Origin of the sequence: Phyllobacterium sp. TAF24 (genome assembly GCF_052113785.1) — a bacterium.
Taxonomy (GTDB): Bacteria; Pseudomonadota; Alphaproteobacteria; order Rhizobiales; family Rhizobiaceae; genus Phyllobacterium.
Window position 1 is genome coordinate 52,865 of record NZ_JBFRDN010000006.1, and the last position, 16,001, is coordinate 68,865.

The 16,001-nt window shown below is 54.4% G+C and carries 17 protein-coding genes; all 17 read right to left on the reverse strand.

Annotated elements, in window-relative coordinates:
• Positions 1-26 precede the first annotated feature (26 nt).
• Positions 27-824 carry a transporter substrate-binding domain-containing protein gene (locus AB4Y96_RS07395; protein WP_441916445.1) on the reverse strand — a complete coding sequence of 266 codons (798 nt, stop codon included), beginning with the start codon at positions 822-824 and terminating at the stop codon, positions 27-29.
• Positions 825-844: 20 nt separating this feature from the next.
• Positions 845-1,771, reverse strand: coding sequence for an isoaspartyl peptidase/L-asparaginase (locus tag AB4Y96_RS07400; RefSeq protein ID WP_441916446.1), 927 nt, complete (start codon positions 1,769-1,771; stop codon positions 845-847).
• A 2-nt stretch (positions 1,772-1,773) separates the two neighbouring features.
• On the reverse strand, positions 1,774-2,508 hold the full coding sequence (locus tag AB4Y96_RS07405; protein ID WP_441916447.1) for an amino acid ABC transporter ATP-binding protein: 735 nt from the start codon (positions 2,506-2,508) through the stop codon (positions 1,774-1,776).
• Between the two features lies 1 nt (position 2,509).
• Positions 2,510-3,181 carry an amino acid ABC transporter permease gene (locus AB4Y96_RS07410; protein WP_091881254.1) on the reverse strand — a complete coding sequence of 224 codons (672 nt, stop codon included), beginning with the start codon at positions 3,179-3,181 and terminating at the stop codon, positions 2,510-2,512.
• Positions 3,181-3,849 (reverse strand): amino acid ABC transporter permease, encoded by a 669-nt coding sequence (locus AB4Y96_RS07415; protein ID WP_091881257.1) that lies wholly within the window; start codon positions 3,847-3,849, stop codon positions 3,181-3,183. The genes AB4Y96_RS07410 and AB4Y96_RS07415 overlap by 1 nt, the downstream gene beginning before the upstream one ends.
• A 92-nt stretch (positions 3,850-3,941) precedes the next feature.
• A complete protein-coding gene (locus AB4Y96_RS07420; RefSeq protein WP_441916448.1) occupies positions 3,942-4,280 on the reverse strand; it encodes a cupin domain-containing protein in 339 nt (112 codons plus the stop codon).
• Positions 4,281-4,389: 109 nt separating this feature from the next.
• Positions 4,390-5,310, reverse strand: coding sequence for a sugar phosphate isomerase/epimerase family protein (locus tag AB4Y96_RS07425; RefSeq protein ID WP_441916449.1), 921 nt, complete (start codon positions 5,308-5,310; stop codon positions 4,390-4,392).
• A gap of 21 nt (positions 5,311-5,331) precedes the next feature.
• Positions 5,332-6,453 carry a sn-glycerol-3-phosphate import ATP-binding protein UgpC gene (locus tag AB4Y96_RS07430; RefSeq protein WP_441916450.1) on the reverse strand — a complete coding sequence of 374 codons (1,122 nt, stop codon included), beginning with the start codon at positions 6,451-6,453 and terminating at the stop codon, positions 5,332-5,334.
• 11 nt (positions 6,454-6,464) lie between these two features.
• A complete protein-coding gene (locus tag AB4Y96_RS07435; protein WP_441916451.1) occupies positions 6,465-7,352 on the reverse strand; it encodes an ABC transporter permease subunit in 888 nt (295 codons plus the stop codon).
• Positions 7,353-7,362: 10 nt separating this feature from the next.
• Positions 7,363-8,259: a carbohydrate ABC transporter permease gene (locus AB4Y96_RS07440; RefSeq protein WP_441916452.1), complete on the reverse strand. Its 897-nt coding sequence runs from the start codon at positions 8,257-8,259 to the stop codon at positions 7,363-7,365.
• 79 nt (positions 8,260-8,338) lie between these two features.
• Positions 8,339-9,682 carry an extracellular solute-binding protein gene (locus AB4Y96_RS07445; RefSeq protein WP_441916453.1) on the reverse strand — a complete coding sequence of 448 codons (1,344 nt, stop codon included), beginning with the start codon at positions 9,680-9,682 and terminating at the stop codon, positions 8,339-8,341.
• A gap of 188 nt (positions 9,683-9,870) precedes the next feature.
• On the reverse strand, positions 9,871-11,028 hold the full coding sequence (locus AB4Y96_RS07450) for a fumarylacetoacetate hydrolase family protein (RefSeq protein WP_441916454.1): 1,158 nt from the start codon (positions 11,026-11,028) through the stop codon (positions 9,871-9,873).
• 35 nt (positions 11,029-11,063) lie between these two features.
• The gene (locus tag AB4Y96_RS07455; RefSeq protein ID WP_441916455.1) at positions 11,064-12,140 is read right to left on the reverse strand and encodes an ABC transporter ATP-binding protein; all 1,077 of its coding nucleotides are present in this window, start codon (positions 12,138-12,140) and stop codon (positions 11,064-11,066) included.
• A 28-nt stretch (positions 12,141-12,168) separates the two neighbouring features.
• Positions 12,169-12,993: a carbohydrate ABC transporter permease gene (locus AB4Y96_RS07460; protein ID WP_441916456.1), complete on the reverse strand. Its 825-nt coding sequence runs from the start codon at positions 12,991-12,993 to the stop codon at positions 12,169-12,171.
• Positions 12,994-13,004: 11 nt separating this feature from the next.
• Positions 13,005-13,931 carry a carbohydrate ABC transporter permease gene (locus AB4Y96_RS07465; protein ID WP_441916457.1) on the reverse strand — a complete coding sequence of 309 codons (927 nt, stop codon included), beginning with the start codon at positions 13,929-13,931 and terminating at the stop codon, positions 13,005-13,007.
• Positions 13,928-15,253, reverse strand: coding sequence for an ABC transporter substrate-binding protein (locus tag AB4Y96_RS07470; RefSeq protein ID WP_112522344.1), 1,326 nt, complete (start codon positions 15,251-15,253; stop codon positions 13,928-13,930). Before AB4Y96_RS07470 ends, AB4Y96_RS07465 begins: the two co-directional genes overlap by 4 nt.
• A gap of 60 nt (positions 15,254-15,313) precedes the next feature.
• On the reverse strand, positions 15,314-15,973 hold the full coding sequence (locus AB4Y96_RS07475) for a GntR family transcriptional regulator (RefSeq protein WP_091881289.1): 660 nt from the start codon (positions 15,971-15,973) through the stop codon (positions 15,314-15,316).
• Between the last annotated feature and the right edge of the window lie 28 nt (positions 15,974-16,001).

Genomic DNA, 16,001 nt, shown 5'->3' on the forward strand with positions numbered 1-16,001 from the left:
GAGATACCCGGCCTTATCAAGTCAAATTACCAAAGCGGCGTTAGTGCCGGTGGATTGGACTTTTCACCCCACCATTTCTTGTAATTCGCATCATAGGCACCTGACTGAATATAGTCAGAGACGAACATATCGAGCCAACGGACGAACTCTGGATCGCCCTTGGCAACTGCGATGCCAATCGGATCGTTTGAGTAAAGGCCCGGTAAAGTGACAAGGCTATCGTTCTTGGTTGCGAGATAATCGAGCAGTGAAGAATCTTCGATAGCCGCATCAACGCGCGTCTGCTGCAAAAGCAACACGCCATCGGGTGAGAAATTGTCGGTGTAAACAAGCTCGGCCGTTGGCACGCTCTTCTTCAAAAAGCTTTCGCCTGTCGTGCCCCGACCGACGACCACTTTCTTACCGGCGAGATCTTCGAGCTTGGCAATGCCGGCATCCTTTTGCACGATGACCCGCAGGCCAGCACGGTTGTAAGGGATCGAGAAATTGACGGTCTTGGCACGTTCAAGCGTCGCCGACGTATTGGCGACCACAATGTCAAGCTGTCCGGAAACAAGCATAGACACACGAGCGTCACCGGAGACATCAGTAAATTCAACGGGAACACCGAGCTTGGCCGCCAGCATCGTTGCCACATCGACGTCATAGCCAACGGGATTATTCTTGTCGTCGCGGAAACCGATGGGCTCGCCGCCAAGTGAAACACCAATGCGGACTGTTCCGGCAGCGCGAATGTCGTCAATCTTCCCGGCATGGGCTGCGCCGGTAAAGGCAAGTGCGGCAGTCAGCGCCAGTGCCGCTAATTTTCCGATTTGTACTCTCATGAATTTCCCCTTTATGTTGTTTATTGCGTCTCAAATTGTCTTGCTACCCGGTGCTCGGGCGCACTCATTCCAGCTTGCCAGAACCAGTATTTGATTTCTCCATGGCAACGGAAACTGGCCACTTCATGATTGCCTTTGGCGTCAATCGCATGAATGACCACACCTGCCAGAAACCCGGTGGTCAATTGCGCAAGGTCCTCCATCGCCATATCGACAGCTTCGCGCAGTGAATGCCCGAAGCGCATGGCAAGCACGATACTACGTGCCGTCCCGCAGCGGATCGTCATTTCGCCCGTATGGGTACAGGCCGCTGCACCATAGCGGCTGTCCGCATAAAACCCTGCTCCTGCGATAGGCGAGTCGCCCAAACGCCCCGGATATTTCCACGCCCAACCGGAAGTGGAAGTTACCGCATGAATACCATTTGCAGAATCCTTCGACAGGAACACCGTCGTATCGCGCACCCGTTCCGGGTCGGTAATGGTGCGGCTGAGAGGGGCCAATGGAATATCGGGAAAAGCCGTCAGTTCTTCCCGCGTCAATTCCTTTTGAAGACGCTCCCACCAGACGCGCTTGCTGTCTTCATATAACGTTTCATCGATGGGAAAACCAATTTCCGTGGCAAAACGGCGGGCACCTTCGCCGGTCAGCATAACGTGCGGTAAACGTTTCATCACCTCATGGGCCAAAGCCGCCACGGGAAGTGTATCGGGAACAGCGCCGACGGCTCCAACATCCCGCGTCGTGCCATTCATCACACCAGCGTCAAATTCCATACGCCCAAGCATATTCGGCCAGCCGCCATAGCCGACGCTACGGACCTTCACCTCGCGCTCAACCTCGCTGATACCGGCCACCATGGCGTCAATGCCATGCGCTTGCTGCTTAAGAAGTTCGACACTCTTGGCGAAACCCGGCCAGGCTTCCGTATTTGCAATCAGGATCATTGTCAGTCTTTACGCATTTTGGAGAGGAACTGGGCGATACGCGGCTTGGCCATGCCGCCATCGGCGGCAAAGAACTCAGCCGTTGGCAGATCAACGACAAGTTGTCCCTTGTCGAGAAACACAACCCGCGATGAAATCGTTCGGGCAAATTCGATTTCGTGGGTCACGAAAACCATGGTCGTTCCGTCACTGGCAAGTTTGGCGAGAATGGCCAGCACATCCGATGTCATCTCCGGATCAAGCGCGCTGGTGATTTCGTCGAGCAACAGATAGCGCGGCTTCATGGCAAGCGCCCTGCAAATACCAACACGCTGGCGTTGACCGCCGGACAATTGCGACGGAAACGCGTCAGCCCGCGCGCTCAGACCCACGGATTCCAAAAGCGCGCGTGCATCGGCTTCCGCCTGTTTGCGCGGTATTTTCAGCACCTCAACCGGAGCCAACGCAATGTTCTGCACGGCGGTCATGTGCGGATAAAGATTGAAAAGCTGGAAAACCGTTGCTGACCGCTTGCGCGCTTCGGTGAGTTCCTTCGGACGGGACACATCGAAATCATCGATGGTAATGCGCCCGGCATCAAGCTTTTCCAGACCGTTCATGCAACGGATCAGGGTCGATTTGCCCGAACCGCTGGAACCGAGGATCGACACGACTTCACCACTATGGACATCAAGGTCTATTCCATCGAGTACGGTTGCAGCGCCGAAAGCTTTGCGTACACCTCTCACGCTGATCATTTCACAGACCTTTCCATGCGGTATGCGCCCTCAGCCGCTTTTCCAAAGTTGCCCCCCCATACGCGATGAGCTTGGCCATGACGTAGTATAGCGCGCCCACCATCGCCCAGACGACGAAAGGCTTGAGTGTGCGCAGATTGAGGATGTTGCCAATCTTTGTCAGGTCAACCACGCCAATCACCGATATCAGCGATGTCACCTGCAACTGATTGACCAGAAGGCCTGTGAGCGGCCCAATGGCAAAGGCCATGGCCTGCGGTGCAATGATATGGCGAAGCACCTGCCAGCGGGACAGGCCAAAAACCCGGGCAGCCTCGATCTGGTCGCGGCCGATGGATTCTATCGCGGACACGGCAATCACATAGACGAATGCGGCGGTATTGCCGGAGAGCGTAATGACGGCAGCCTCGACCGGTGTGACGTTGAGCTTGGCAAAGGCAGGCAGGCCAAAGAACACGAGAAACAGCTGAACCAAGACCGGCGAGTTTTTCAAAAGCTCAGCGAATACGGTAACGATCTGTGTGAGTACAGGCACACGATAGAACCGGATAACTGCCCAGAGAGAACCGAGCAAAAGACCGATGATCGTCGTTGCCAGAAAGAGCGCGAGGGAAACACCAAGACCCTGCGCAAGCAGAACAATGTCGTAAGAGGTGAACGACGTATAACGCATCAGGCGACCCCGCTCTGATCACGATTGAGGTAGCGATGCAAGGCACCGATGGCGAGCGAAACCAGATAAGTCAGGCTGGCATAGGCGACGAGCAGCACCGCGTATATTTCAAAGGGCCTGAATGTGTCCGATGCGACGATCTTTGCTGAACCCGTCAATTCGTTGAGCGTGATGGTTGAGAGGATCGATGATGTCAGGATGAGGTTGATAAAGACCGATCCGAGCGGACGTACTGATGTTCTCAACGCAATCGGCATCACGATCTTGCGGAAGATGGTCGGTTTTGAAAGCCCGCTCACCTCGGCGGCTTCCAAAATACCCGTATCAATCGAAAGAATGCCCGAACGGATCACATCCGACGTGAAAGCACCGCCCGCTATGGAGAGGGCAATCACGCCCGTGGCAAAAGCATCAAGATAAATGCCAATTTCCGGCAGGCCGTAGAAGAAAAAGAACAACTGGACGATGAACGGAATGTTCCGGAACAAGTCTACATAGATATAGGCGATACGGGAAAGGATCGGCGAAGCTGATGTAACCAGCGCGGCAACGATCATGCCAATGCACAGGCTACCGACAAGCGCCAGAACGCAGGCCTCGGCTGTCAGAACCGCACCTTTCAGCAGAAAAGGAATATGCGGAGCCAGTATGGTCAGATCAAAGGTCAAACATCAGTCCAGCGCAAAGTGAAACCGGTTTCAGTTTTGCCCAACAGAGGAAGTCTGTCAAGCGGATATGACATCAATAAAAGGATTGATTATTAGGAGAGAAACTCGGCGCGGTGGGGCGAGAAACTATCAATCAAACGGCCTTTTTCCAGCGCCTTGACACCATGAACAAGGTTGGAGGGAACAATGAAGCTGCCGCCCTGCTCCAGCACCTGGCTGATGCCATCAATGGTGACTTCAAAGCGTCCTTCGGCAACATAGCTCGCCTGAATATGCGGATGGGAATGGAGCGACCCAACGGCGTCTTTTTCGAACTGTACTTCAACCAGCATCATCTCAGGCAGATAGGCCATGATCCGGCGACTGACACCGGGCTCAGTCTTCGTCCATTCAGAAGCGTCTTTTGAAACAAACAGAATATCGTCAGCCATTTACATAGTTCCCAATATCAACATGTCGACCAAAGTCGTATCTCGGTTTAGTCGACATTGTGAACGGAGGGAAGTGGCGCGGTCAAGCGGGTCGACCGCGCCTCTCTTATCATGCCGCCAGGCGGCGGTTATTGGCGATCTCAGCGAGTTTCAATGCGCGTTCGAGGCACTCGGCCTGTTCACTTGCAAACCGTTCTCCAGTGATTTCCATAATCAGCATCGTATCCGGCAGGAAAGTCAGCTCTTCAAAGATTTCTTCCCACGGAATGTCACCCCAACCAATCGGCAGATGCAGATCGCCGATACCCAGCGCCGTTGCTTCAGCCGGATGATAGAACTTTGTCATGCTGTAGGGACGACCAAAGCTGTCATGCACATGCAGATGGCCCGTAACCGGCGCCATGGCTTTGATCTGTTCGCGCCAGTTGAGTCCAAGCCGTGTGCTTTCAATATAGGCATGGCTAAAATCGATCAGGCCGCAGACATTGGCACTGTCAATTGCTCGCACCGTTTCACCGACCTGTGCGGGCGTCTGGCGATATTCCGCATCGGTGACAGCAAAGATGTTTTCGAGTGCGATCCGCACACCATAACCCTTGGCAATTTCCGCCATCTCAGCAAGCGCATCGCGCTCCATCTTGTCGAGATCGGCGATCCGCGACTGGGCCGGCATTTTGGCATTGCCGCTGTGCTGTACGAGGATTCCGGCTTCAACACGGTTGCAAAGTTCCAGCATCGCGCGAACAACGGCCTTCTGGTACTCCAGATGCTCGCGGTCCATGAAGTTGGACACGATCTGGCCATGCACGCTGTAGCGCAAGTCGAACTTGCTTGTGATTTCAGTCAGACGTTCGGCACGGCCCGGAATGATCCGGCCACCCGAGATAATCTCTTCGCCATAAAGCGACAATTCGGCGGCATTGGCACCCAGATCGGCGATGGTACGCAAGGCATTTTCCAGCGTGTCAAAATTACCTTTGCCGGTGTAAGTACAAAAACCGACGGCAGAAATGGTTGAGTCCGTGCTCATGTTTGATCCTTTCAAAACAGGTTATGCGGCCACTGTCTTCGTTGCAGGTTGGCGCGTTGCGACAGGAGCATCGTCAAGGCGCAAACCGCTTTGCAGCGAAAACAGATGAATATGTTCAGCGGGCAATTGCAGGCCAGCAACTGCGCCTTGCTCGAAGAATTGGTCTTCCTCAACAGAGACCGCAAAGCTCATTCCGTCGATCTCAACATGCACGATGCGGCCAGAGCCAAGCTCCTCCACAAAATCGACATTGGCCGGAACACTGTTGACTGTACCAGCCGGAACGAGACGGCAATGTTCTGGACGGATACCGACAGAAACAGCGGCACCCACGTGCTTACCACCCAGAACCGGATCGATTGCCTGCCTGATACCATCAAGCAGTACATGATCACCACTCGGCGCGATCATCGTGTCGAAGAAATTCATGGCAGGCGAACCGATAAACGTTCCGACAAAGCGCGTGCGTGGCCGATGATAAATTTCAAGCGGTGTGCCCACCTGTTCCACATGGCCCTTGTTCATGACGATCAGTTTGTCGGCAAGTGTCATGGCCTCCACCTGATCGTGCGTAACAAAGACTGATGTCGCCGAAAGCCGCTTGTGCAGCCGGCGGATTTCCACCCGCATCTGAACGCGCAGCTTTGCATCAAGATTGGACAACGGTTCATCGAACAAAAATACTTTCGGCTCGCGAATGATAGCGCGACCCATGGCAACGCGCTGGCGCTGGCCGCCTGACAGTTGTGCCGGTTTGCGATCAAGCAGTTCTTCAAGGCCGACAATCTTGGCTGTCTCCGCAATGCGCCGGTCGCGTTCGGCACGCGGAACGCCCGCAACTTTCAACGCATAGCCGATATTGGCAGCAACGTTCATGTGCGGGTAGAGCGCATAATTCTGGAAAACCATCGAACAGCCGCGGTCTCTCGGCTCGAGATTGTTGACCACTTTGCCATCGATTGAAATCTCGCCCGAGGTGATCTCTTCAAGACCAGCGATCATACGGAGCAGCGTTGACTTGCCGCAACCCGATGGTCCGAGAATGACAACGAATTCACCGGATTTGAAGTTCAGGTCGACGCCGTGCAAAATCGGCGTGCTTCCATAGGTCTTGCGCACATCTTTGATGCCAATTTCGGCCATTGCTTTTTCCTTTACTTCTCAGTCGAGACGAGGCCACGGACAAACCAGCGCTGCAGGACTGCAACGACGATAAGGGGTGGCAGCATGATGATGAGAGCGCCTGCCATGGAGACATTCCATTCGGGCAAGGCGTTGACGGATGGTACAAGCGCACGCATGGCAACCATGGCCGTCTGGTAACTGGCATCGGTGGTCATCAGCTTGGGCCAGAGATACTGGTTCCACGCATAGACAAACATGATCGTTGCCAGCGCCAACATATTGGTGCGCGAGAGCGGCAGCAGAATATCGATGAAGAAGCGCAGCGGTCGCGCTCCATCCATCTTGGCGGCTTCCGCCAGCTCATCGGGAAGCGTCATGTAGAATTGCCGGTAAAGGAATGTGCCTGTCGCTGTTGCTATCAGCGGAAGGACCAGACCTGAATAGGAATTCAAAAGATTCCACTGCAACGACAGTTCAATGCCAGTCACAGTCTGGATGATCCAGCGAACAGGTTCGAACACATCGGCGGCAATGTTGTAGGTGGGGATCACGCGTACTTCGAGTGGCAGCATCAACGTCATGAAAACCATCCAGAAGAAGACGTGACGCAGCGGGCTCTTGAAGTAGACGATGGCAAAGGCGCTTAGCGCAGCCAATACGATCTTGCCGGTCATAACAAGCAGCGAGGTGATAAGGCTGTTGAGCAATGCCGGACCGAGATTGGCACGATCCCAGGCGGCGTGAACATTTTTGAAAAAGTCTCCGCCGGGCGTCATGTTGAAGGGTACAGCCGTGACCTCTTGCAGGGACTGGGTCGCGGCCGTGAAAATCATCCAGAACGGCCCGAGAATAAGGACCAATCCCAGAATCATGATGAGGTAGGTGATGGCGTTGAGTATGGGGGTGCGTTCGATCATCGCCATAATCCTACTTGTAATGCACGCGCCGCTCGACGAAGCGGAACTGGATGAACGTAAACACCATGATGAGCGCGATGAGGACGAGGCTCTGCGCCGCCGCACCCGAATAGTTCAGGCCGCGGAAAGCTTCGCTGACGATGCGGTAGACCATGACGTCAGTCGCCTTGTTCGGCCCGCCTTCCGTGGTCAGATCGACGATACCGAATGTATCGGGGCCAACGAAACTTTCCGTCAGATTGAGGACCAGAAGGAAGAACAGGGTCGGGGCAAGAAGCGGAATCTGGATATCAAGCGCACGGCGAACCGGTCCTGAGCCATCCATGGACGATGCTTCGAGCAGACTACGCGGTATGGATTGCAGACCGGCGGTCATGAAAATGAAATTGTAGCCGATCCATTTCCACGCAAAGCAGATGATAATGAGGATCATCGCGTGGCTGCCATATTTGGCGGGATTCCAAAGATCGGGCGACCATGTATTCACCACTGCAATCAGCCCGCTTTCCGGTGCAAAGATGAAGCGGAAAGCCAAACCCACGGCGGGCGCGGCAATTGCATAGGGCCAGATGTAGAAAAAGCGAAAAAGACCTGATCCCTTCAACTGGCGGTCAACGCAGATCGCCAGAACAAAGGCAATCAGCATCGACAATCCGGTTGCGGTGAATGCAAAGAACAGGCTGAGTGAAACGGAACGCCAATATTCCCTATCGGCAAAAACATCGCGAAAGTTGTCGAGGCCGACAAAGAGACGTTCGCCAGCACCACCAAAGGCAGGTTCCAGCGTAAAAGCCCAGTTGAAAACCGATATGGCCGGCCAGTAAAAAAAGAACAAAATGAGCAGGAGTTGCGGCAAGGCAAAAAGGAGGGGCAACCACCAGCTTTTGAAAACAGCGCGCTTGTTCATGAGATCAATCAATTCTGCCTATGGGCGAAAATGAAATGGCCCGGTGCAGCGATGCTCCGGACCATTTGAAAGCCTGTAATTAGTTCAGTGCTTTACCGGCATAGGTCTTTTCAAAACGGCGCAGGATGACATTGCCGCGCTCGACAGCCTGATCAAGACCAGCCTGAACGGTCAGCTTGCCAAAGAAGATGCCTTCCATGGCATCGGAGATTTCCTTGCGGATCTGCGGGAAGCCGCCGAGACGGATGCCGCGGGTATTGGCTGATGTTGGCGTGAATGTCAGGCTAGCGATTGCTTTTTCACGGCCCTTGAAGGCTGGCTGATCGTAAAAGCCCTTGGCTTTCATGGCTTCAAAGCCTGTCTTGGTAACAGGGATATAGCCCGTTACTGTCGACCACCACTCAACCATATCGGGCTGGGCAATAAAGTTCAGGAACGCAGCCGCGCCCTTATATTCAGCTTCCGGACGATTGTTCAGCACCCAAAGCGACGCACCGCCAACCATCGAATTCTGACGGGCTGTGCCCTTCCAGACTGGAAGCATGGTGACGTCCCACTTTGCACCCTGCTTGATTGTCTTGCCGATTGTGCCGTGATCGGCAATCGAGGACTGGATCATCTGGCAGGTCTCKGACGTAAATGCTGGAACAACGTCCATGCCGAGCTGCTTGGTCTTGACCACGAACAGGCCTTCATCCGTCATCTTCTTGAAGAATGTCAGCTGGTCGACCAGCTTGGTCTTATTGAGCGTAAGCTCAGTATCAAGCCCGTCATAGCCATTGTTCTTGGTGGCAATAGGCTGATTGTGAATGGCGGAGAACTGTTCGACGGTTGCCCAGCTGTCAAAGCTGAAGCCGAATGGGCAGGCATAACCGGCAGCTTTCAACTTGCGTGCAGCGGCTTCAACATCTTCCCACGTTTCAGGCGCATTCTGGATGCCTGCTTTGGTGAAGGCGTCAACATTGTAATAGAACATTGCGGTGGAGGAATTGAACGGGAATGAGTTCAGCTCGCCCTTTGCAGTGGCGTAATAATTGGCGATGCCCGGGAAATAGTTGCTCCAGTCGATCTTGTAGCCATTGTCTTCCATCAACTTTTTGGCTGGAACGAAAGCGCCTGAGAGCATCAGGTCGAGCGTGCCGCCATCAAATACCTGTACGACAGCTGGGTGCTTTTTGGCGCGGTAGGCAGCAATAGCGTTCTGGACAGTTTCAGGATAGCCGTTCTGGCTGGTGCAGACGATTTCAAAATTGGCCTGCGAGTCATTGAACTTCTTACAGGCGTCCTGCACGCGTTCGCCAAGGTCACCGCTGAGGCCATACCAGAATTCAAACTTGACCTTTTCGGCCATAGCCGGTGTCGCGCTGAAGCCAGCGGCCAACAGCCCCGCGGCCAAACCTATTTTCACACCAAAACCCTGCATTAAAGCCCCCTGAATACGGCAATTGAGAAAATGATCTCGAGGCAGTTCTGGACAATTCCAGCTGCCTCGCTCGCATTCAACTCTGGACGGGCTGTGTGAAAGTTTGATCGAACTTAGACGAAACTATTATGACAATTGTTCAATCTGGCCGTGTGAACCAGATTGAATGGCGGCGAGAAGATCGGTGACTACAGCAAGCCCCGCGCGGCAAGATTGCGCATAAGTGCCGACGTGCCAAAGGTCCATTCGGGACATTCCGTCGACAACCGCACCGTATTCGTAAGCGCACCCAATTGCGGATTTGATATAGTCACGACATCGCCGATCTTATGGGTGAACCCCTGCCCCGGTGTGTCGCGGTCTTCAACCGGCGCAAAGAGCGTTCCCATGAACAGCATGAACCCATCGGGATACTGGTGATGCCTGCCGGTAGTCTGGGCAACCAGATCCAGCGGATCTCGACTGATCTCCCGCATAGTGCTGCTGCCCCTGAGAACGTAGCCATCCTTGCCCTCAACCATGAGGTCAAGGTCGGCATTGCGCACATCATCAATGGAATAGGTCGCGTCAAAGAGCCGAATGAACGGGCCGATTGACGATGAGGCGTTGTTGTCCTTGGCCTTCCCAAGAAGAAGTGCAGAACGGCCTTCGACATCGCGTAGATTCACGTCATTGCCGAGCGTTGCGCCTTTCACCACGCCTTTGCTATTGACGGCGAGGACGATTTCCGGCTCCGGATTGTTCCAGCTCGATATGGGATGCAGGCCTACCGCTGCGCCCCAGCCGACCGATGAGAGCACTTGCGCCTTGGAGAACACTTCCGCATCCGGCCCGATACCGACCTCCAGATATTGCGACCAGACGCCTTCCTCTATCAGGGCAGCCTTGACCTTTGCCGCCTCTGGCGAACCGGCTTTCAGGTCGCGTAGGCTATCACCAATAATAGGCATCACACGTTCGCGGATCTTGAGCGCAAGCGTGGGATTGCCTGCCGCCTTTTCCTCAATAACGCGTTCGATCATGGAGCGGGCAAAGGTGACACCACAGGCTTTCACTGCCTGAAGATCGCACGGCGCAAGCAGTCGAAGCTGCGATGCGTCCCCCTCGCTTTCGACAGATGCCTTGAAAATCTCGTCCAGCGAGCCCAGCTTCGCGCCGCCCTGTGCTTTCGCGTAAGCAGCGGGATCTTCCAGTTCCAGAAGATCGCGCATGGTTGCGATCTCCTTGGATGTGATGTCGAACAAAACTCCGTCGCGGATCACAACGATTGCGGGACCTTGCACATCAGGGCGCCAGACACGGCCAGCAAATGTTCCGGTCTTGAAAGTCTCTGTCGATATGGTCACGGGCAATGCTCCTGGAAGTCTTGATATTATGGCGATCAATGCGTGGCAGTTTTACTGCCAAGACGCATTCCACTAGCACCATCAAACAGATGGCTGTGAGCAGGATCAATCCCTATGTGAATTCTATCGCCTGATTTAATGGAGAGCCGCTCACGGAAGAGGCACATGATCTCCTGATCACCCAATTTGCCAACCACCATGATTTCCGATCCCGTTGGTTCGACAACACTGACGTCGACCGGAATGCCGCCCTCCGCAATCCTTATATGTTCCGGGCGCACGCCATAGATCACTTCATCCGATCCTGCCGATGCAATCGTCTGCGGTACAGGCAGTTTGATCCCCTCCGCCGTTTGAAACGAACCAACTCCCGCCAGACTGCCCCGGATGAAATTCATCGACGGTGAACCGATGAATCCGGCGACAAACAGATTGGCCGGATAGTCATAGAGGTCGAGCGGCGTACCGATCTGCTCAACCAGACCATCCTTCATCACAACGATCTTGTCCGCCATGGTCATGGCCTCGATCTGATCGTGAGTTACGTAGACAATAGTTGTCCCGAGCCGCTGGTGTAGCCCCTTGATTTCGCTGCGCATCTGCACCCGCAATTTGGCATCGAGATTGGAAAGTGGCTCATCAAACAGGAACACCTGCGGATCGCGGACAATGGCGCGGCCCATGGCAACACGCTGCCGCTGACCGCCTGACAATTGCCGGGGAAAACGGTCGAGCAGTTTTTCCAGACCAAGGATTTCGGCAGCCCGGCCAACACGACTTTCCTTTTCCTGCTTCGGCGCATTCTTCAGCATGAGCGCAAAGCCCATATTGTCGGCAACAGTCATATGGGGATAGAGCGCATAATTCTGGAACACCATGGCAATGTCGCGTTCCTTGGCAGGCAGATCATTGACCACACGACTGCCAATGGCAATCTCGCCCGTGGTGATCTCTTCAAGCCCTGCGATCATACGCAGCAACGTCGATTTTCCGCAGCCTGATGGCCCAACGAGAATAACGAATTCGCCATCTTCAATATCGACGGATACGCCATGCATCACATTGATGGTGCCGTATTTCTTGGTGACATCCTTGATCGAGACCGAAGCCATCGCGTTCTCCCTGTTCTCTAAGATTATTTTAGCCGCCCTTGACGGCACCGGCGGTAAGCCCTGCAATGATCTGGCGCTGGGCAAAAACCGTCAGCAACAGTACGGGTAATGTCACAACCAGCGCCGCAGCGGCCAATGGGCCCCAACTGACCTGTTCAAAGGACAGCATATTGTAGACGGCGACCGGTAACGTCCGGGTCTCGCGGCTGGCAAGCACAATGCCAAAGACGAAATTGTTCCAGGAAAAGATCACCGCCAATATCAACGAAACCACAATACCGGGTTTGGCAATCGGCAGCGCTACCTTGACAAAAACCTGCCACGAGGTTGCGCCGTCAATCATGGCAGCCTCTTCCAGTTCCATCGGCGTTGTTTCGAAATAGCCGATCATGATCCAGATCACGATAGGCACTGTCACAACCAGATGGATGATGATCTGCGGCCACAGTGTCCCCAGCAACCCCATTGTCTGGAAAAGCAGAAACAAGGGGATGAGATAGGAAAGGCCCGGCGTCATACGCGCGATCATGATGACGATGGCCGCCTTGTCGGCGCGCAAACGTGCAATACCATAACCCGCAGGCACGCCGACAAGCAGTGCAAGCAATGTCGATATGCCAGTTACGACAAGACTGTTCCAGAAATAGTGCAGGAAATCATTGGTTGCAAAAATCTGCGTGTAGTTCGACCACGCAATGCGTTCCGGAATGAAGATGGGTGGATAGGCGCCATTGTCGATCTCGTATTTCAACGAAAGCGACAACATCCAGAGAAAGAAGAAAATGGCGGGCGAAACAATCACGAACACGACAAAGGCAGTGCCCAGTGATTTCAGCGGACTACGGCGGGCCATCGGCGTCTCCCTCAGCTATTCCACTTGGTCCGCTGGCGCAGGTAAAGCAGCGCCAGAGACATGGTGATGATGACGATGAAGAAGACCGCGGCAATCGCCGAGCCATAGCCTATGTCGTAATAGGAGAACGCAACGTTATAGAGATAGATATTGATCGTTTCGGATGCCGTTCCCGGACCGCCTTGCGTCATGGCAAAGATGATGTCGAAGCTCTTCAGAGCATCGATTGAACGGATAATCACTGCGACCATCATGAACGGCAGGATCATCGGCAGTGTGATGTAGCGGAATTTCTGCCAACCATTGGCGCCGTCAATCTCCGCGCTTTCGAACGGGTCGCGCGGCATGGAAGCGAGGCCCCCGAGCACAATCAGCATAACCAGCGGCGTCCATTGCCACGTTTCGACGAGTACGAGCGATGGTATCACGGTCTTCTGGTTGAATATCCATTCCTGCGGACCGATGCCAACCAGCGACAACAAGTAATTGAGAACCCCAAGCTGCGGGTGGTACATCATGGTCCAGACCAGTGCGATCGCCACGGGCGTTGCCATCATTGGCATGACGAAGATACCGCGGAGCAGCCCGCGCATCGGCAGTTTGCTGTCAAAGATCAGAGCTGCAATTGTTCCGAAAAACAATGGGGCTATAACCGAGAGAAGCGTATAGAGCACCGTGTGCCCCATCGATTGCCAGAAGCGGGCATCGGTGGCCAACCGGGTAAAATTGGCAAAGCCGACAAAGCTTTGTTCTCCACCAAGATGCCATTCATTGACACTCATCCATAGCGTGAACGCCCACGGGAATAGAATGACCGCCCCGACAATAACCAGCGCCGGAATAACAAACGGCCAATAGCTCGGCTTGAGCCGGCGTTTGCCTGATCTGGCCTTGGTGTTTTGTGCTTCACTGGTCATGGCCGGGGCGGCGATAGTCATTTGCCCTCGCTGCGCGCGAGGATCGGGCGGAATTCTTCCGTTGCCCGTTTCATTTCCGTTGCAGGGTCAGCACCACCGAGAAGGTTGGTCAGCCCGACACCCATCACATCGCGGAACTCTGTGACCGGGACGATAACGGGCAGGCAAAGCTGGCTGACCTTGGCCGATGCCGTCAACACATCAACCCATTCGGACGGCATGGTTACACCCTTGCGAACCTCGGGATCATTGAGGATTGAATTGCGGAACGGTACACCCGAACCGGTTTGCAGCAGACGTGCGCCCATCTCCTTCGAGATTGCCCACTGGCAATAAAGATAGGCTGCTTCCTTCTTCGATGACCCTTCCGTCACTCCGATACCGTCACCAAATGTTGGCGCGGCCTGCGTGGCTGGTCCCTTCGGCATAACGCCATAGCCGACCTTGCCAACGACCCGCGATTTCTCCGGGTTTTCCAGTGGCGGTGCAAAGCCGATACCATCAAGCCACATGGCAACCTTGCCCTGCAGGAAGTTTGATTGGCATTCGGCCCAATTGAAGCCAGTCACGCCGGGAGGCGCGGATTTGGTCATCAGCCGCTGATAGAGCGTTGCCGCTTCGATAGCTTCAGGCGTGTCGGTCTGGAGATTGCCATCATCAATCGTGCTCTTGCCATAACCAAGCATGAGACTGGCCCAGACAGGCGTATTGGCGTTCTTCATGCCCCGCGCGACGAAGCCGTAAGTGCCCTTGCTCGTATCGGTAAGCTTCTCTGCTGCACTCACCAGCTCATCAAAGGATTTTGGATATTCAACCCCTTTGGCGGCAAAGAGTTCCTTGTTCCAATAGAGAATCCAGTAATCCACTGAGAACGGAAGACCGCCGAAACGACCGTTTTTGTCCTTGGCAAAAGCCAGCCCGGCTTCGGCGAAATCGCTTTCGACGAGTGAAGGTTCGGTAAGGCTGGGGTCCTTCAGGAATGGTGTCAGGTCGGCAAGCCAGCCGCCCTTTTCGAACTGCCGTTTCTGCACGTGATAGCTGATATGGATGACGTCAAAGCTCGGCTTGCCGGATGTCAGTTCAATCACGGCTTTCTGGCGTTGCTGCTGTTCCGGTGTCTGCTCGGAATTGACCTTGATCCCCGTCAGTTCTTCGAATTCTTTCTGATACTTTTGCAGGATATCGCCACGCGGACTCTTGATCAGGTTCACCTCAAGCGTCGTGCCCGCATATTTCTTCCAGTCGACATTGGCGAATGCCGGTTTTAGTCCGGCAAAGCTGGCAGCGCCTAGTGCTGCTGATCCGGCCAGAAATTGCCGGCGTGTCGGTTGAATCCGTTGCATGCTTATCATCCTCCCATGATTATTTGAGTGCCGTAACTCCCATTTCCGGCACCGGCGCATTCAGACTTTCAGAGCAAGGTTCCTTGCATTGTTTATGTGTTCAGCGATGGCATCCATCGCCGCCTGGGGTTCGCGTGACTCGATGGCTGATATTACCGCCAGATGCTCACGCATCACCGGAATGACCCGACCTGTGATGCGAAACCGCTCCTGGTTAATCAACCGCATCTTGATGGCATTGATACGATAGGCTTTCGAAATGATCCCGTTACCAAGGGAATCAATGATCGTATCGTGCAGGGACCAGTCAATCGCCTGTGCGTGCAGCTCAAGCTCCGGCGTTTCACCATCCCTCAATGCCATTTCCAATGTCTCTTCATGTTCGCGGCGCAGCTTTGCCAACAGATCATCGGATGCGGACACGCAGAACAGCGCGATGGCCTCCTTCTCCATGAACACACGAAACTGAAACGCCTCGCGTATCAGGTTGATATCAATATGCGCAATCTGTATTCCGCGCTGCGGAACCGTCTTCACCAACCCCTCGGCTTCAAGCCTTGGGACAACTTCGCGGATCGCGCCAAGCGGCATCCCCGTCATGGCCACAAGCTGGCGCTGCGATACGAACTGTCCCGGATGAAAATCACGGGCCAGAAGATGCTCTGTGAAACTGGCATAGGCTTTTTCACGCAGTCTTACCGGCTCGCCACTATCATCCATGCCTGTTCCTCCTCGGGGCGCTTTTACG